18 protein-coding genes are annotated in these 16033 nt (G+C 62.0%); 11 read left to right on the top strand and 7 right to left on the bottom strand.

What is annotated here, in order from left to right; all coding sequences use genetic code 11:
- Positions 1–69: 69 nt before the first annotated feature.
- The 5 genes from ACH6CX_RS12965 to ACH6CX_RS12945 all read right to left on the bottom strand — a co-directional run bounded on the left by ACH6CX_RS12965 (position 70) and on the right by ACH6CX_RS12945 (position 3537).
- Positions 70–1764, bottom strand: coding sequence for a phytoene desaturase family protein (locus ACH6CX_RS12965; protein ID WP_396675517.1), 1695 nt, complete (start codon positions 1762–1764; stop codon positions 70–72).
- 99 nt (positions 1765–1863) lie between these two features.
- A complete protein-coding gene (locus ACH6CX_RS12960; RefSeq protein WP_237061937.1) occupies positions 1864–2157 on the bottom strand; it encodes a hypothetical protein in 294 nt (97 codons plus the stop codon).
- Positions 2154–2381 carry a hypothetical protein gene (locus ACH6CX_RS12955; RefSeq protein WP_237061938.1) on the bottom strand — a complete coding sequence of 76 codons (228 nt, stop codon included), beginning with the start codon at positions 2379–2381 and terminating at the stop codon, positions 2154–2156. Before ACH6CX_RS12955 ends, ACH6CX_RS12960 begins: the two co-directional genes overlap by 4 nt.
- Before the next feature lie 51 nt (positions 2382–2432).
- Entirely contained in the window at positions 2433–3044 is a 612-nt protein-coding gene (locus tag ACH6CX_RS12950) for a hypothetical protein (protein ID WP_232939877.1), read from the bottom strand.
- Complete coding sequence (locus ACH6CX_RS12945) at positions 3034–3537, bottom strand: RNA polymerase sigma factor (RefSeq protein WP_232939879.1); 504 nt, start codon at positions 3535–3537, stop codon at positions 3034–3036. Before ACH6CX_RS12945 ends, ACH6CX_RS12950 begins: the two co-directional genes overlap by 11 nt.
- Positions 3538–3702: 165 nt before the next feature.
- On the opposite strand from ACH6CX_RS12945, the gene ACH6CX_RS12940 reads away from it, so the two are divergent.
- From ACH6CX_RS12940 to ACH6CX_RS12920, 5 genes are all read left to right on the top strand, one after another.
- Positions 3703–4125 carry an organic hydroperoxide resistance protein gene (locus ACH6CX_RS12940; protein WP_334078467.1) on the top strand — a complete coding sequence of 141 codons (423 nt, stop codon included), beginning with the start codon at positions 3703–3705 and terminating at the stop codon, positions 4123–4125.
- Positions 4126–4273: 148 nt separating this feature from the next.
- The gene (locus tag ACH6CX_RS12935) at positions 4274–4720 is read left to right on the top strand and encodes a MarR family winged helix-turn-helix transcriptional regulator (protein WP_232939882.1); all 447 of its coding nucleotides are present in this window, start codon (positions 4274–4276) and stop codon (positions 4718–4720) included.
- Positions 4721–4872: 152 nt separating this feature from the next.
- Positions 4873–5292: an organic hydroperoxide resistance protein gene (locus tag ACH6CX_RS12930; protein WP_237061941.1), complete on the top strand. Its 420-nt coding sequence runs from the start codon at positions 4873–4875 to the stop codon at positions 5290–5292.
- A 213-nt stretch (positions 5293–5505) separates the two neighbouring features.
- Positions 5506–5745, top strand: coding sequence for a hypothetical protein (locus ACH6CX_RS12925; protein WP_237061944.1), 240 nt, complete (start codon positions 5506–5508; stop codon positions 5743–5745).
- Positions 5730–5855 (top strand): hypothetical protein, encoded by a 126-nt coding sequence (locus ACH6CX_RS12920; protein WP_255701095.1) that lies wholly within the window; start codon positions 5730–5732, stop codon positions 5853–5855. The genes ACH6CX_RS12925 and ACH6CX_RS12920 overlap by 16 nt, the downstream gene beginning before the upstream one ends.
- 52 nt (positions 5856–5907) lie before the next feature.
- Here the strand turns inward: ACH6CX_RS12920 and hutG are convergent, their stop codons facing one another.
- Positions 5908–6867, bottom strand: a complete 960-nt coding sequence (hutG, locus tag ACH6CX_RS12915; protein ID WP_232939885.1) for a formimidoylglutamase — start codon at positions 6865–6867, stop codon at positions 5908–5910.
- Positions 6851–8080: an imidazolonepropionase gene (gene hutI, locus ACH6CX_RS12910; RefSeq protein ID WP_232939886.1), complete on the bottom strand. Its 1230-nt coding sequence runs from the start codon at positions 8078–8080 to the stop codon at positions 6851–6853. Before hutI ends, hutG begins: the two co-directional genes overlap by 17 nt.
- A 249-nt stretch (positions 8081–8329) precedes the next feature.
- On the opposite strand from hutI, the gene hutC reads away from it, so the two are divergent.
- The 6 genes from hutC to ACH6CX_RS12880 all read left to right on the top strand — a co-directional run bounded on the left by hutC (position 8330) and on the right by ACH6CX_RS12880 (position 15872).
- The gene (gene hutC / locus ACH6CX_RS12905) at positions 8330–9055 is read left to right on the top strand and encodes a histidine utilization repressor (protein ID WP_237061947.1); all 726 of its coding nucleotides are present in this window, start codon (positions 8330–8332) and stop codon (positions 9053–9055) included.
- Positions 9056–9227: 172 nt separating this feature from the next.
- Positions 9228–10901: a urocanate hydratase gene (gene hutU, locus ACH6CX_RS12900; protein WP_334078466.1), complete on the top strand. Its 1674-nt coding sequence runs from the start codon at positions 9228–9230 to the stop codon at positions 10899–10901.
- 140 nt (positions 10902–11041) lie between these two features.
- Positions 11042–12592 (top strand): histidine ammonia-lyase, encoded by a 1551-nt coding sequence (gene hutH, locus ACH6CX_RS12895; RefSeq protein WP_232939889.1) that lies wholly within the window; start codon positions 11042–11044, stop codon positions 12590–12592.
- Positions 12593–12810: 218 nt separating this feature from the next.
- A complete protein-coding gene (locus tag ACH6CX_RS12890) occupies positions 12811–14913 on the top strand; it encodes a S9 family peptidase (RefSeq protein WP_237061949.1) in 2103 nt (700 codons plus the stop codon).
- 156 nt (positions 14914–15069) lie between these two features.
- The gene (locus ACH6CX_RS12885) at positions 15070–15351 is read left to right on the top strand and encodes a hypothetical protein (RefSeq protein WP_232939892.1); all 282 of its coding nucleotides are present in this window, start codon (positions 15070–15072) and stop codon (positions 15349–15351) included.
- A gap of 146 nt (positions 15352–15497) precedes the next feature.
- Positions 15498–15872 (top strand): hypothetical protein, encoded by a 375-nt coding sequence (locus ACH6CX_RS12880; RefSeq protein ID WP_232939893.1) that lies wholly within the window; start codon positions 15498–15500, stop codon positions 15870–15872.
- The last annotated feature ends 161 nt before the right edge of the window (positions 15873–16033 follow it).

Below are 16033 nucleotides of genomic sequence, written 5' to 3'. Positions count from 1 at the left end.
TATTTTTTCGGCACTTCTAAAAATATTTATTGCAAATATTTTTGGTATTACTTCTGAGGGTTTCGGATATCAGCCGGGGGCCCTGGCACTGGGAACAGTATATTCTCCGGGCGCAGATCCCGAGAATACCCGGCGCAGCAGGGGCACGCCCCGGCGCCAGCCGAGGATGCTCTGCGCCGCAATCACACCGCCATACATTGCCCCGGCCACGCCGCAACTCATGATGTCCTGCCCGGTCAGGTACAGCCCCTTTATGCGGGTCTTCGGGCGCAGCCAGCCCTGCTCAAAGCGCTGTGGATCGTGGTCCAGGCCATAGATTTCCCCGCGCTGGTATTCACAGAACCAGGCGGTGGAGAGAGGCGTGGAAAGTTCACAGTAGTCGACCTGGCCCCGCAGTTGCGGGAAGTGCCGGTAGAGATGCTCCAGCAGGCGCTGGCTGAATGCCTCTTTGAGCGCCTCGTAGTCGTCACCCCGCTTGCCCCAGGGCCGCTCCTTCCAGCCCTCGAACCACTCGTACCGGCCCGGCGCCACTATCTCGATGGTGGCCCGTCCCGGGTAGCGCGCATTGAAACTGGGATCCTTGGCCGACGGGAAAGAGATATAAACCAGGGGAATCTCGGCTTCACTGTCAGCCAGGAACCTGTCCACATCCCCTTCGTAATCGACGCTCGGGTAGAGCCAGTAATTGGTTTTCGGCAGGCCCAGCTCCTCGGCCGTCTTCTGCAGGCCGATATACAGGCACAGGTGCGCCATGGAGGGTTCCACGTCCTGCAACTGGCGATCGTAACCGGCAGCCTCGGTGGCGCTGTGGGGCAGCAGGCGTTCAAAGGTATTGAATACCCCCGCGCCGGAAATCACCACCGGCGCCAGTATCTCGGTCCCATCCGCCATGCGCACGCCGCGGGCGCGATGGCCGTCCAGCAGGATGGTCTCCACTCGCGCGTAGGTGAATACCTCGCCACCGCTTTCCTGGATCCTGGGAATGATGGTTTCGGCAATCCGGCTGGCTCCGCCTACCGGGTAAAAACCACCGTACATGTAATGCTTGGCGATCAACGCGTGGATAATAAAACTGCTGGTTTTGGGCGTCATGCCGTTATCGCCCCACTGGCCGGTCAGTACCGCGATCAGCTCCTCATTGTCAGTGAGTTCGCGCAGCACCTCGTAAGTGGTGCGGTTGAGGTAGGAGGGAAGGCGCCATTTCTTCAACAGTGAAAGGCCTGGAGCGCACCAGCGCGGCAGGAGTTTTTCCATGGTCAGCAGTGGCATGGCTTTGCCCACCGCTGCGATACGCTCGAAATACCGGTCGAGCGTTTTTTCCTCGCCCGGAAAACTCTGTAATAACTCCCGCCTGAAATTCTCCGGCCCCGCGCGCAGGTCATACTGTTGCTCGCCGATACAGATCCGGTCGTAGGTACCGTCCATCGGCGCCCATTCCAGCGCGCCTGCGGAGAGGAAATCGAACAGGCGGCGGGTCATGGTGGGATGCCCGCCCACATCACCGATGTAATGGACGCCGACATCCCACTCATAGCCATTGCGGTCATAGGCATGGGTAAAGCCGCCGGCGGTATAGTGCTGCTCCAGCACCAGGACCTTTTTGCCCGCTTCACTCAGCAGCGCCGCCGTGGTCAGGCTGCCGATACCGGAGCCGACCAGGATGGCATCGTAGGGGCCATCAAGACGGTTGGCACGATAGCGCCGCCCGATACGCAGGCGGCTGGGTTTGGGGGCATTGCTGGCGATCATCCCGGATTCGGCCATGGGGGACCTCGGCTGGTTATTGTTATTGCCAATAACATAACCCCTGCCCCCGGAGGCTGCAATTGCCGGATTGTGACAACCCCCTTGACCCGTGCACGGCTACCGCTCCGGATCGGGGTGCGTCTCAACAGCCACCGGCTTCCGCCCCCACTGCTGGTAGCGTCCCGTCGCCGCCCAGGCTAGCAGTGCGAGCCAGGCAATCCAGGAAGCGATGGCCGGGATGCAGGCGAGAAATATCTTCCCCGCATGGCGACGATTGGCCACCAGCGCCACCAGGGCCGGCAGGAACCAGACAGCCAGGAAAAACAGGACAAACAGCAGGCCCTTGAGCAGCCCCATGGACTGCAGCGCCTGCCAGAATTGCTGCACCAGCGCTTCAATATCGCTCATCATGCCTGCCCCCGGATTACATTGATTTCACCTGCCATTCCCGGGTCCCACACAAAGGGCTGAACCGGCTGCACAATGGCAACCCGCAGTCCGAAGCAGTTTTGCGGCGATTTATCCCCGGGACGCTCGGCAAGCCCCGCCATTGCAGCAGGCACGATAAGCGCCGGCAGGATTCCCAGCCAGATAATAGATCGGTTTGTTTTCATGGTTTGCTCCTTGCTAAACATGTATTCCTACAGTCCCAGCGCAAAAACAAACCTTACAAATTTCTTCCCGGCTTAATGACTGAGCGACTCGATTACGCGCTTTTCGCGACCGGTCTGGCGCCAGACCAACAGGCTCCAGGCAACCATGACTGCAGTTATCGCCAGCACAGTTACCAGCGCACCGGGCGATAACAGGTTGAAGCCTGTATCGATGCCCCCGAACCTTTCGGCCAGCTCCCAGAGAATAAAGATCGAGATTTCCACGGCATACAACAACCAGGCGAAGCGCACGCCGCGGCGGCGGCGCTGGAGACGTAGCAGGGCAAGGTCCATGTACGCCTGTACGGATTCGCCATGGGGCTCCATCAATCCCCGGCGATTAGCGATAGAAAAATTCAGGGCCCATACCACCAGCAAGAGGATTAGCGTCGCAAGCAGGATGTTCTCTGTGGATGCTGCGGAGAAGAGTCGCACCAGGGCAAACGTCACCAGGGCGATAGCAACCAGCCACTCGAGACCCGCGTTGATGCGCAGCCGGCGTTCCTGCCGACGCACATGCCGGATTATCTCTGCCCCTGCCGGCACTGGCCGGACCTGCTCCTGCCAGAGGTTCTCCAGACCGGACCAATCATCCGCCGGATCACGTCCCGGGTGGTCGTTCGCCTGATGGGGGTTATCGCTCACTGTGTTCTCCCAGCCGTTTCGACAGTCGCTGGCGGGCACGATTCAGGCGCACCGCCACATTGGATTCACTGATACCCAGTACCTCGGCAATCTCGCTGTAACTGAGCCCCTCCAGCCGCAGGCTGATGACCTGGCGCAGACCCAGCGACAGTGCCTGCACCGCAGAGAGAAGTTGTTCTGACTGCCGCTGTCCTGCCAGCCGCTCGGCCGGGCCCGGCGCACTATCTGTCACACCTTCCAGCAACGTATCGTCCTGGTCCGGTCGCCGTCGGGCCAGCTCGGTAACACTGCGATTGTGCGCAATGCGGAAGATAAAGGTCTTCACACTGGACTCACCCCGAAAGCCCGGCAGCGCCCGCCAGATGGCCAGCCAGATGTCCTGCAACAGGTCATCCCGCTCCTCCGTGGTGCGGGCATAGGTCCCCGCGACACGAGCAATGCCCGCGCCGTAATCATTGAGAAGCTGCTGAAACTGCGTGTCGCGGGCCTTCAAGGCTACTCCTTAACCCTTTCCTGGTGTCATCCGGTTCTACAGTACCGACGGCGGCAAAAAGCTTACACAAATTTTTTGTCAGCCTGGCCGTGCCCGGCCCGCCCCGGCCGGGAAAGAGCTGGCTACACTGCTGGGGCACCAATTAATGAACCAGGGAGCGCAATAATGAAGACCCTCTATACCGCTGTCGCTACCGCCACCGGTGGCCGTGACGGCGAGGCCAAATCGTCCGACGGAAAACTTGCCGTCAAGCTGGACGTGCCCGAGGAGATGGGCGGCGGTGGTGGCGACGGCACCAACCCGGAACAGCTCTTTGCTGCCGGCTACTCGGCCTGCTTTATCGGCGCCATGAAACATGTCGCCGAAAAAGGGGGTCTGAAGCTGCCGGATGACACCAGTGTGCGCGCCGAGGTGGGCATCGGTCCGCAGGAGAAGGGTTTCGGGCTCGATATCGACCTTCACATCAGCCTGCCCGGGATGGCCAAAGAGGAGGCGGAGAAAGTCGCCAACCGCGCCCATGAGGAGGTATGCCCCTACTCCAATGCCACCCGCGGCAATGTGGATGTACGCCTGCATATTGGCACCTGAATCCATTCCGGAAAGCTGCCGGAGGACACCCTGGACAACAAGCCCCTGAGAAGCCTTCGGCAGGGAGTATGCCGAAAGACTGTGTACAAGTGCCGGGCGGCCTGCTTTACACTTGCGGTCCCAGATTGCTGTAAGGTTCCGGCACCCCATGCCCAGATCCAAAGATGATGACCTCAGGCTCGACAACCAGCTCTGCTTCAGTCTCTACTCCACGTCGCTGGCAATGGGCAAGCTGTACAAGCCGATCCTGGATGAGCTGGGCCTCACCTATCCGCAATACCTGATGATGATGGTGCTGTGGGAGCGGGACGGCATCACCGCCACTGAGCTCAGCGCCCGCCTGATGCAGGACAAGGGTGCCCTGAGCCCGGTAATCCGCCGGCTGGAAACCCAGGGACTGATCGATCGCCGGCGCGACCCGGAGGACGACCGCCGGGTGCTGATCCTGCTGTCGGCAGCGGGCAGGAAGCTGCAGCGGCAGGCCAGGGATGTTCCCGAACGCATTTTCTGCATCAGCGGACTCGATGAGAAAACTGCGCGCAAACTGAAGCAGCAGCTGGATTCGCTGCGCGACACCATCAATACCCATCTCTGACACCGGAACCGACCCCCGCCCGGGACTATCGCGTTCATAGTCACATTTAATTATCGCGATAACTGTTATCGCGATAACCTTCTCCCGAATTCAAGGCTGGCGCGAGCAACAGCGCATCGCGCCACAACCCGACCCAGAGAAGAGATGAAATCATGAAAGTACTCTACAAAGCTTCAGCCACAGCAACCGGCGGACGTGACGGCAAGGCCGTTTCCTCGGATGGGGTGCTGGACGTCAACCTGGCCACCCCGAAAGAACTGGGTGGTGCTGGTGGTGAGGCCACCAACCCGGAACAACTGTTCGCTGCGGGCTATTCCGCCTGCTTTATCGGCGCATTGAAATTTGTCGGCGGCCAGACCAGGGTCACGGTGCCAGCAGAGACCAATGTGCGCGGTGAAGTGGGCATTGGCCAGGTGGAAGGTGGCTTCGGCCTCGATGTGGACCTGCATGTAAACCTGCCCGGCCTGGAGCAGGCGGAGGCAGAACAACTGGTCGAGCGCGCACACGAGGTCTGCCCCTACTCCAACGCCACCCGCGGCAACATCGAAGTACGCTTGCACGTAACCACCTGACGCCCGCAGAGCACCCCCAGCGGGCCGGGCACAGTCGTCACTGCAATTCCAGCATTGTCACTGTTGCCCGGCCTGCTGACTCGTGTTTTACCGTCGCGACAGGATCCCGCAATAACTTCGCAGGTCTGCTATATCGGCCCCTTTGCCTTGCGGGGCAAAATACCCGGGCTGAAATAGGCCGTCTCGCGTCACCCTCTCCCCGAGAAGCCAGCAATGTCAAACAAGTCCTGTTCCGGGGACATCAACGACCAGGCCAACCTGGGGCAGGTGCCCCCTGGCGATGAGAGGAAATTTGCAGCGGGACTGATTCGTGGACTGGTAGTACCGGTGAATGTGACAGCCCCGGGCAAACGAAAGAATTTTTCAGTGGCCGATGAAACAATCGGGCACTTTACTTACTCCAAGGCAATACTTACCGATCGAAAGGAGGCAATGGGATGCAAGCAACCCTGAGAAATGCCGGGCGGCCATGGAAAAAGCTGCTGAACACGTGGCCATCGGTCGTCCTGCTGGCAGCCACCATTTTATTTACCGCATTACCGGCGCTGTCATCAGCGGGCTGAACGCCGCCCGCTGCAGGTGTCATCCCAGGCCCGTACCCGAGCCTGGTACCATTTATTTTGCAGCGGCAGCCCCATTGGCAATCTGGAAACCGATCCGGGCCGCCGTGCGCGCGGCGTGATCCTCGATATCGAAGTAGGGATTGAACTCGGCCATATCCGCCAGGCACACCTTGCCGGATTCCAGCACAGTATCCAGCAGCGGCTCGAACAGCTCCAGCGGCACACCGCGGGCGGAAGGGGCACTGACCGCCGGCATCACCGCCGCCGGGAAGACATCCAGGCAGACCGTTAAATAAACCAGGTCCACCCCGCCGATAAAGCCCTCGATAATTTCCCGCACATTGTCCAGGTTCCAGGGCGTGATTTCCCGGTCGCGGATAACCTGCGCACCGAGTTCGTCCGCGCGGTTATAGAGTGCCGGCGTGTTGGCATTGTCGGCGGCGCCCACACACAGGTAATTAAACGGCTTGCCGTTAATCTCACACTGTTCTGCAATCTGGTAGAAAGGCGTCCCGGATGAACCTTTCGGCGCGGGAATACGCAGGTCCAGGTGGGCATCAAAATTGATGATCCCCAGGGTCTTGTCCCGGTGCAGCTCGCGCATCCAGCGGGCTACGCCCTGGTAACTGCCGTAGGCAATCTCGTGGCCGCCACCCAGGACCAGTGGAAAGTGCCCGCCGTCCAGCAACTCGGTGACCCGTGCACCCAGCAGCGACTGGGCGGATTCCAGGTCCTCTTTTTCCACGCGCACATTGCCGGCATCGTACAGTGGGGCGTCAAACGTGGCCGGCAGGTTGGCCATGGCCAGGCGCAGGATACGTGGCCCCTTGGCAGCACCGATGCGGCCCTTGTTACGGCGCACCCCTTCATCGGAAGAAAAACCCAGGATCGCAAGCCCGGGCGCGCTGTCCAGCTGCAGCGGGGTGATGCGCTGGTGCCAGCGCTCGCCCGCCTTGCCGTCCTCGGAGTCGGTACGACCACTCCACAGGCGCATATCAGCCAGCTGTAACATTCTTACCTCCAAAGAAAATCCCGGTCGGCTTGATGGCCCCGTATTCATAGGCCAGCTGGTCCGGTGTATCCATGGGCCACAGCACCATGTCCGCACGCAGCCCTGCACGCAGGACCCCGCGTGAGCAGCACAGGCCCAGCGCCCGCGCCGCAGAGCGGGTCACCCCGGCAAGCGCTTCCGCCGGTGTCAGGCCGAACAGGTTGCAGCCCATGTTCATCATCAGGCGCAGGGACGCGATGGGGCAACTGCCCGGGTTGAGGTCCGTGGACAGCGCCATGCTGACCCCGGATGCGCGCAGCTTGTCCACTGGCGGCACCCGCGTCTCCCGCAGGGTATAGAAAGCGCCGGGCAACAACACTGCCACGGTTCCGTTTTCGGCCATTGCGGCCACATCCATATCGGTAATGTACTCGATGTGGTCCACCGACAGGGCGCCGGCTTTCGCCGCCATACTGGTGGCGCCGGAGCTGCTCAACTGCTCGGCATGTGCCTTGACCGGCAGGCCCAGCTCACTGGCACACTCAATCACCCGCTGGCACTGCTCCACCGAAAAGGCGATGGATTCACAGAACATATCCACCGCATCCGCGAGCTGTTCCTTCGCCACTGCCGGCAGGATCTCCCCGCACACCAGGTCGATGTATTCATCGGCGCGGCCGTCGTATTCCGGCGGCAGCGCATGGGCGGCCAGGCAGGTGGTGACGATGTCCACCGGGTAGTGCTGCGCCAGCCGGCGCGCGGTGCGCAGCTGCTTCAATTCAGTATCCAGCTCCAGGCCGTAACCGGACTTCACCTCTATGGTAGTGACACCCTCGGACAAAAGTGCCTTCAGGCGCGGCTCCGCACCGTGGTAAAGCTGCTCGGCACTGGCCGCGCGGGTGGCGCGCACCGTCGACAGGATGCCCCCACCGGCACGGGCGACCTCCTCATAGCTCTCGCCACCCAGCCGCCGGGCAAATTCGGAGGCACGGTGACCGCCGTAAACCAGGTGGGTATGGCAGTCCACCAGCCCCGGTGTCAGCCATTGGCCCTCGCCGTCGATGACCTGGTCGGCGGCGCACTCGGGCAGCTCCCGGCGCGGCCCGATCCAGACAATCCGGCCACCGGTAACCGCCACCGCGGCATCTTCCACGGCGCCGTAGCCACCGGGCAGGGACGGATCCATGGTGGCGGCATTTACATTGCTGATCAGCAGGTCGCAGCGTTCAGTCATAGGTATTCCATCAGGCGGCGCTATCGGCCGCGATTCCCATTAACGATAGTTCGATACCGGTCACTTGGCGCAATTCACATCATATGACTGCGCCCCCGACCACAGTCCAGCGGGCAGCTTGACAGCCATCGGCGGCAAATCCATAGTAGCAGCTTGTATATACAAGAATATACAAGCAAGACATGCACTGTACCTGAGCCCATGAATACTGCAAGAGAGCCCTCAACGCCAAACAAGGAGCCTTCAGCTATGGGTAAAGAACCCTCAGCCCAGGACAGGGAACCCCGATATGCCGCCATCAAGCGGCATATCCGCGACAAGGTCGAGTGCGGCGAATGGCCGGTGCACTTTCGCGTGCCCTCCGAAAACCACCTGGCGCGGGAGTTCGGCGTCAGCCGCATGACCGCGCGCCGCGCCCTGAGTGAGCTCACCGACGAGGGCGTGCTGATGCGAACCCAGGGCCTGGGCACCTTCGTCGCCGAGCCGGTGCCGGCAGGGTCACTGCTGGAGGTACGCAACATCGCCGACGAGGTTTCCGCCCGCGGCCACAGCTACAGCAGCACTATCCTGTTGCTCGAGGAGACCGAAGCATCAGCAGGTGTGGCGCGGGCACTGGGCCTGGCAGAGGGTGCGCGGGTCTTCCACTCGGTGATTGTGCACCGCGATAACGACCTGCCGATCCAGTGGGAGGAGCGCTATACCAACCCGGAGCTGGCGCCCGACTACCTGGAACAGGATTTCAGCCGTGTCACCCCCAATGCCTACCTGACCAGGGTGGCACCGCTGACCGAGGCGGACACCACCGTGGAGGCGATCGCCGCGGGAGACGAAATCGCCGGCGCCCTGCAAGTGGAGACCGGCAACGCCTGCCTGCAGATCTGGCGCCGCACCATGAGCCGCTCCGGGATTGTCAGCTTTGCGCGCCTGGTGCACCCGGGCAGCCGCTACCGGCTGGGGGCACAGCTGCGTTTCTAGAGATTTTCTATAGGGGCGAACCTTGTGTTTGCCCCGGCCGCGGTGGGCACATCGGCCCATTGGCAACCCCGACCCGGGGCGAACACAAGGTGCGCCCCTACACGCAATCCTCGTCATCCCGGTGCAGTCCGGAAAGACGAAAGAAAAGTTATCAATATTTCGTGAGGCAGATATGACCGACAAACGCCACGACCCGAGCCGCACCATCCGCGCCCCCCACGGCAGCGCGTTGAACGCCAAAAGCTGGCTGACCGAGGCGCCTCTGCGCATGCTGATGAACAACCTGGACCCGGAAGTGGCCGAGCGCCCGGAGGACCTGGTGGTCTACGGTGGTATCGGCCGCGCCGCGCGGGACTGGGAATGCTTCGACAAGATTGTCGAGGTACTGAAGCGCCTGGAAGACGACGAAACCCTGCTGGTGCAATCCGGCAAGCCGGTGGGTGTATTCAAGACCCACGCCGATGCACCGCGGGTACTGATTGCCAACTCAAACCTGGTACCGCACTGGGCCACCTGGGAGCACTTCAACGAGCTGGATAAAAAGGGCCTGGCCATGTACGGCCAGATGACCGCCGGCTCCTGGATCTACATCGGTTCCCAGGGCATTGTCCAGGGCACTTACGAAACCTTCGCCGCAGTGGCGCGCCAGCACTTCGACGGCGAGGCAAACGGCAAGTGGATCCTGACCGGTGGCCTCGGCGGCATGGGCGGTGCCCAGCCACTGGCAGCCACCATGGCCGGCTTCTGTATGATCGCCGTGGAATGCGACGAGACCCGGATCGACTTCCGCCTGCGCACCGGCTACGTGGACAAAAAGGCCACTACCCTCGACGAGGCGCTGGAGATCATCAATAGCGCGAAGGAAAAAGGCGAAGCCGTGTCCGTGGGCCTGCTCGGTAATGCCGCCGACGTTTTCCCGGAACTGGTGGAGCGCAATATCACCCCGGACTCGGTCACCGACCAGACTTCCGCCCACGACCCGCTGAACGGCTACCTGCCGAAGGGCTGGACGATGGAATACGCCGCCGAGATGCGCAAGAAAGATGAGGCGGCCGTGGTGAAGGCGGCCAAGCAGTCCATGGCCGTGCAGGTGGAAGCCATGCTGGAACTGCAGCGTCGCGGCGCCGCCACCCTGGATTACGGCAACAACATCCGCCAGATGGCACTGGAAGAGGGTGTGAAGAACGCCTTCGATTTCCCCGGCTTTGTACCCGCCTACATCCGCCCGCTGTTCTGCCAGGGTATCGGCCCCTTCCGCTGGGCGGCGCTGTCCGGCAACCCGGAGGACATCTACAAGACCGATGCCAAGGTAAAGGAGCTGATCCCGGACGACCCGCAGCTGCACAACTGGCTGGATATGGCCCGCGAACGCATCCAGTTCCAGGGCCTGCCGGCACGTATCTGCTGGGTGGGCCTGAAGGATCGTGCGCGCCTGGCGCTGGCCTTCAACGAGATGGTGGCCAGCGGTGAACTGGAAGCACCGGTAGTCATCGGTCGCGACCACCTCGACAGCGGCTCGGTGGCCAGCCCCAACCGCGAGACCGAGGCCATGCAGGACGGTTCCGACGCGGTCTCCGACTGGCCGCTGCTGAATGCCCTGCTGAACACCGCCAGCGGTGCCACCTGGGTCTCTCTGCACCACGGCGGTGGTGTGGGCATGGGCTTCAGCCAGCACTCCGGCGTAGTGATCGTCTGTGACGGTACCGAGGCGGCGCGCAAGCGTATCGAGCGCGTCCTCTGGAACGACCCGGCCACCGGCGTGATGCGCCATGCGGATGCCGGTTACGACATCGCCAGGGATTGTGCGCGCGAGCAGGGCCTCGACCTGCCGATGCTGAAAGATTAACACCCCGGGAATGAGGAGCCAGGGCACTTCCGCAGCCAGCTCCTCCCGCCGGCGAAGCCGGCCCCCGGAACCTGATATGGCTCGGGCCCAGGGCCTGAAGCGGAGCTGGAGCTCCGCGCTCGAAGCACAAGAGAGAATTTATGTACAAACTGAAAATCACCCCCGGCCAGCTGAGCCTGGCCCAGCTGCGCCGCGTCGCCCGTGAACCGGTTGAGCTGTCCCTAGACCAGGGCGCCTACCCGGCGATCGAGGCATCCGCCAAAACCGTGGCACAGGTGCTGAGCGAAGGGCGCACCGTCTACGGTATCAACACCGGTTTCGGCCTGCTGGCCAACACCCGGATTGAGAAGGAAGACCTGGAAACCCTGCAGCGCGCCATCGTGCTGTCCCACGCTGCCGGTACCGGCCACTTTATGGCCGAGGCCACCGTGCGGTTGCTGATGGTGCTGAAAATCAATTCACTCGCGCGCGGCTTTTCCGGTGTGCGCCCGGTGGTCATCGATGCGCTGATCAAGCTGGTCAATGCCGGCGTCTTCCCGGCCATTCCCGAAAAGGGTTCCGTGGGCGCCTCCGGTGACCTGGCGCCGCTGGCGCATATGAGCGTGGTACTGCTGGGCGAGGGCGAATGCTTTATCGATGGCCAGCGCCGGCCCGCCGCCGAAGGCCTGCAAAAGGCCGGCCTGGAAGCGCTGACCCTGGCCCCGAAAGAGGGCCTGGCCCTGCTGAATGGCACCCAGGCATCCACCGCTTTTGCGCTGCTGGGCCTGTTCGCCGCCGAGGACCTGTTCGCCGGCGGTATCGTCACCGGCGCCCTGTCGCTGGAAGCCGCCAAGGGCTCGCGCCGCCCATTCGACGACCGCATTCATATGGTCCGCGGCCAGAAAGCGCAGCGCGAGGTAGCGGCGAGCTATCGCGCGCTGCTGGGCGACAGCAGCCAGATCGGCGAATCCCACCAGTTCTGTGAAAAGGTGCAGGACCCCTACTCCCTGCGTTGCCAGCCGCAGGTCATGGGTGCCTGCCTGCAGCAGATCCGCTTTGCTGCGGAAGTATTGCTGGCGGAAGCCAACGGTGTGTCGGACAACCCGCTGGTATTTACCGACGAGGAAAATCCGGAAAACTCTGACATTATTTCCGGTGGCAACTTCCACGCCGAGCCGGTGGCAATGGTCGCCGACAACCTGGCGCTGGCACTGGCCGAGATCGGCGCACTTTCCGAGCGCCGCATGGCGCTGTTGATCGACACCAACCTGTCCGGCCTGCCGCCTTTCCTGGTGGAAAATGGCGGGGTGAACTCCGGCTTTATGATCGCCCAGGTGACTTCCGCTGCACTGGCGAGCGAGAACAAGTCCCTGGCCCACCCGGCCAGCGTCGACTCCCTGCCTACCAGCGCCAACCAGGAAGACCATGTCTCCATGGCCACTTTCGCCGGCCGCCGCCTGCGGGACATGGCCGACAATACCTGCGGCATTCTCGCCGTGGAACTGCTGGCCGCCTGCCAGGGCCTGGACTTCCGTGCACCGCTGAAGAGCACCGATAAACTGGAACAGGCCAAGGCGAAGCTGCGCGAGCGCGTCAGCTTCTACGACAAGGACCGCTACTTCGCCCCGGATATCGAGGAAGCCAAGCAACTGCTGGCCAGTGCCGCATACCTGCCGTTCCTGGAACAGGACATGCTGCCAAGCGGGGAGTAAGCCCCGGGTGAATGGCCCTGCCGTTTCACTGCCGCCCTGCTGCAATCAGCATACACAAGGCGCCGGTTTCGACCGGCGCCTTTTTATTGCCCCCCAATAAAATCAAATTAGCGCCACCACCGCCGGATCCGTTTTCCTTCCCTTCCCGATTGAAACTGCCTGTGCAATGCTGCAAGCGCGGTAACGGGAGGTACAGCTCAATAAAAAAGGGAAAAGACATGAACCGGAATAGCAAGAGTTCTCTGGGGTTCCTCGGGGGGATTTCACTCTCCGTTTTACTGGTCGCCTGTGGCGGCGAAAAACAGGCCACTGCCGAAACCGAAGCAGCCGCTCCGGAACCGGCGATCCAGCAGGTCAAACTGATTGACCGGGAGCTGCTGTTCGGCAATCCCAGCCGCTACCAGGGCCGCCTGAGCCCGAACGGCAAGCTGATGAGTTTCCGCGCACCATTGGATGGGGTGATGAACCTGTGGGTGGCCCCCGCCGGTGATATCGATGCGGCCAAACCCGTGACCCGCGATACAGGCCGTGGTATCCCCCTGCATTTCTGGGCCCTGGACAGCGAACACCTGCTGTTTACCCGCGACAAGAATGGTGATGAAAACTGGCACCTGTACAGCATCGAGCTGGATAGCGGCGAGATCACCGATCTGTCCCCCTATGAGGGGGTCCGCGCAGAAATGATCGCCCAGAGTGAATCCCGGCCGGGTGAGGTCATCGTCGGCATGAATGACCGCGATCCCCGCTGGCACGACCTTTACCGCGTCGACCTGAAGACCGCCGAGCGTGAACTGCTGTACGAAAACGACGGGTATCGGAGCTTCTATTTTGACAACGAACTCACCCTGAGGCTTGCAACTAAATCCACCCCCAGCGGCGGTTTCAAGGTTTTCGCGCGGGCAGGTGACAGCTGGGAGGAAGTGTTCGAGGTGGGCGTGAAGGATACCTTCACTACCAGCATCCTCGGCTTCGATGCCGCCAATGCCGGCATCTACATGCTCGACAGCCGCGGGCGCGACAAGGCCACGCTGGTCCACTACCAGCTGGAAAGCGGGACTTCAAAGGTCCTGGCGGAATCGGAAAAAGCGGATATATCAGATGTGCTTATGCACCCCCGCAAGCACACACCGATTGCCTATGCCGTCCAGTACCACACCAACGAGTGGATTCCGCTCGACGGCACCTACACCAACGATATCGCTGTGCTGAACAGGGAAACAGAGGGCGACTGGGGTATCCTGGCCTCCACCCTCGATGCGGGCAAGTGGGTCCTCTACGAAGATACCGCCAGTGCCTCGCCGGTTTACATGGTGTTCGATACCAACAGCAACAAGCTGGAACCGATGTTCTCGACCCACCCGAAACTCGACGGCCTGCCGCTGGCAAACATGTATCCGGAAACCATCACCTCGCGGGACGGCAGGAAACTGGTTTCCTACCTGACGCTGCCGGTGCACGTGGATAACAAGGGCGATGCAGAGGCGCCGGTGCCCATGGTCCTGCTGGTACACGGAGGCCCCTGGGGGCGCGATGCCTTCGGTTATTCAGGCATGGTCCAGTGGCTGGCCAACCGTGGCTACGCGGTGCTGCAGGTCAACTTCCGCGCTTCCACAGGCTTCGGCAAGGAGTTTATCAATGCCGGCAATGGTGAATGGGCCGGCGCCATGCACGACGACCTGATTGATTCCGTGGACTGGGCCATCGAGCAGGGCATCACCACACCCGGGGAAGTGGCAATCATGGGCGGCAGCTATGGTGGCTACGCCACCCTGGTGGGCCTGACCTTCACACCGGAGAAATTCGCCTGCGGTGTCGATATTGTCGGTCCCTCGAACCTGAACACGCTGCTGGAATCCATCCCGCCCTACTGGGAAAGCTTCCGCAATACCCTGCACGCGGCAGTGGGTAACCCGGAGACCGAGTCGGGCAGGAAAATGCTGGCGGAACGCTCACCGCTCAATCGCGCCGACCAGATCGTGCGGCCCTTGCTGATCGGCCAGGGGGCCAATGACCCGCGGGTGAAGCAGGCGGAGTCGGACCAGATTGTGCAGGCCATGGCAGAGCGGGAGATCCCGGTCAGCTATATCCTGTACCCGGATGAGGGCCACGGGTTCCAGAAACCGGAAAACCGACTGTCCTTCATGGCTGCCTCAGAGGCTTTCCTGTCCGAATGCCTGGGCGGTCGCCTGCAGCCCTTTGGGGATGACCTGGAGGGTTCCAGTATGCAAGTGCAGCAGGGTGTGAACTTTATTCCCGGCCTCGCCGCGGCGCTGGAGGATGCCAGTGTGATCGCCACCAATACCGTCGAACCCGGGGAGTAACTTCCTGTCTGGCCGCCCCCAGCGGGCGGCCACCTACCTTCCATCCGGCCGCCACTCCACGTACTCCCCCGCATTGATGCGGATTTGATGAAATCTACGCCATCGGTGCTAGGCTGAATGTAAGACGTTTTACCCGCCATAGGGCGTGGAGGTCTTATGCAATGGCTACCTGGCAGGCTGCTGCCCACGGGCATCGGCACTGCTGTCCTCGTCGCGGGCTCGCTGGCCCTGCCCGCCTGCACCAGTGACGGCTACGTCAGCCGGAGCTACTCCAGTGATACGCGTTACCGGGTACAGGGGCGCTACTACCACTGTCACCGCAACCGCGGTGGTGTCTGCCATAACGTGCGCCACCCGGATTATTACTGGCGCGGTGGCAGCTACCGCCCCCGCTACCAGCAGGCGCGGCCACTACCCGCCAGGCCCCGCCCACTGTGATTTCAGACTATCGAAATTTGAGCATTCAGCGTGGCAGGCGCGTCCCCGGGCGGGCCCGCCGCATTGGATAGACCAGGCGAGCGGCCAGTTGATGGCCGCAGGGAATGCCGTAATTACCGGAACTTTCCCAACCGGAGACTGACGTCATGAACAGGACCCTGAAGACCGGACTGGTCGCCGTCACGGTCTGTGCAGCGCTCACGCTCGGCGCCTGTGCGACCGACGGCTACTATTCGGGTAGCTACTCGTCGGGAGGCTATTACTCCAGCTATCCCTATACCTACCCATCCAGCAGCGTGTACCTCTATTACTCGTCACCACGCTACTACCGCTACCGGTATCACCCGCGCTACCGCAGCTACTATCGCGGTTACCCGCGCTACCGAGGCTACCGACACTACCGTGGCCACAACTATTACCGTGGCGGCCGGCATTATCACGGCGGTACACGCTACCGGGGGCATCACCGCTATCATGGCGGCACCCGCTACCGCGGCGGCAGCCATCGCCTGCGCCGCTGAATTGCAGGCATTACCTGCTTCCACCAGGGGTATGGGTTGACGCCCATCCCCCTGGCTGCTGCCTACCTGCATGCCTGCCTCATACCTTGGTCATACAGACCTGCCTACGCCCCCCTGATAGGATTTTCCACAGTCGAATAAACAGTCCGCCTGTGGCCTGA

Origin of the sequence: Microbulbifer sp. JSM ZJ756 (assembly GCF_044383805.1) — a bacterium.
GTDB classification, from domain to species: Bacteria; Pseudomonadota; Gammaproteobacteria; order Pseudomonadales; family Cellvibrionaceae; genus Microbulbifer; species Microbulbifer zhoushanensis.
Note: the sequence above shows the minus strand (reverse complement) of the source record. Positions and strands in the feature narration are given on the sequence as shown.

Coding starts and splice junctions, on each gene's coding strand:
- ACH6CX_RS12960 (WP_237061937.1), bottom strand. CDS start 2,157: ATGATGAGCGATATTGAAGCGCTGGTGCAGCAATTCTGGCAGGCGCTG.
- ACH6CX_RS12935 (WP_232939882.1), top strand. CDS start 4,274: ATGCCCAGATCCAAAGATGATGACCTCAGGCTCGACAACCAGCTCTGC.
- hutI (WP_232939886.1), bottom strand. CDS start 8,080: ATGACTGAACGCTGCGACCTGCTGATCAGCAATGTAAATGCCGCCACC.
- ACH6CX_RS12920 (WP_255701095.1), top strand. CDS start 5,730: ATGCAAGCAACCCTGAGAAATGCCGGGCGGCCATGGAAAAAGCTGCTG.
- ACH6CX_RS12925 (WP_237061944.1), top strand. CDS start 5,506: ATGTCAAACAAGTCCTGTTCCGGGGACATCAACGACCAGGCCAACCTG.
- ACH6CX_RS12940 (WP_334078467.1), top strand. CDS start 3,703: ATGAAGACCCTCTATACCGCTGTCGCTACCGCCACCGGTGGCCGTGAC.
- ACH6CX_RS12965 (WP_396675517.1), bottom strand. CDS start 1,764: ATGGCCGAATCCGGGATGATCGCCAGCAATGCCCCCAAACCCAGCCGC.
- ACH6CX_RS12955 (WP_237061938.1), bottom strand. CDS start 2,381: ATGTTTAGCAAGGAGCAAACCATGAAAACAAACCGATCTATTATCTGG.
- ACH6CX_RS12890 (WP_237061949.1), top strand. CDS start 12,811: ATGAACCGGAATAGCAAGAGTTCTCTGGGGTTCCTCGGGGGGATTTCA.
- ACH6CX_RS12880 (WP_232939893.1), top strand. CDS start 15,498: ATGAACAGGACCCTGAAGACCGGACTGGTCGCCGTCACGGTCTGTGCA.
- hutC (WP_237061947.1), top strand. CDS start 8,330: ATGGGTAAAGAACCCTCAGCCCAGGACAGGGAACCCCGATATGCCGCC.
- ACH6CX_RS12930 (WP_237061941.1), top strand. CDS start 4,873: ATGAAAGTACTCTACAAAGCTTCAGCCACAGCAACCGGCGGACGTGAC.
- hutU (WP_334078466.1), top strand. CDS start 9,228: ATGACCGACAAACGCCACGACCCGAGCCGCACCATCCGCGCCCCCCAC.
- hutG (WP_232939885.1), bottom strand. CDS start 6,867: ATGTTACAGCTGGCTGATATGCGCCTGTGGAGTGGTCGTACCGACTCC.
- ACH6CX_RS12885 (WP_232939892.1), top strand. CDS start 15,070: ATGCAATGGCTACCTGGCAGGCTGCTGCCCACGGGCATCGGCACTGCT.
- hutH (WP_232939889.1), top strand. CDS start 11,042: ATGTACAAACTGAAAATCACCCCCGGCCAGCTGAGCCTGGCCCAGCTG.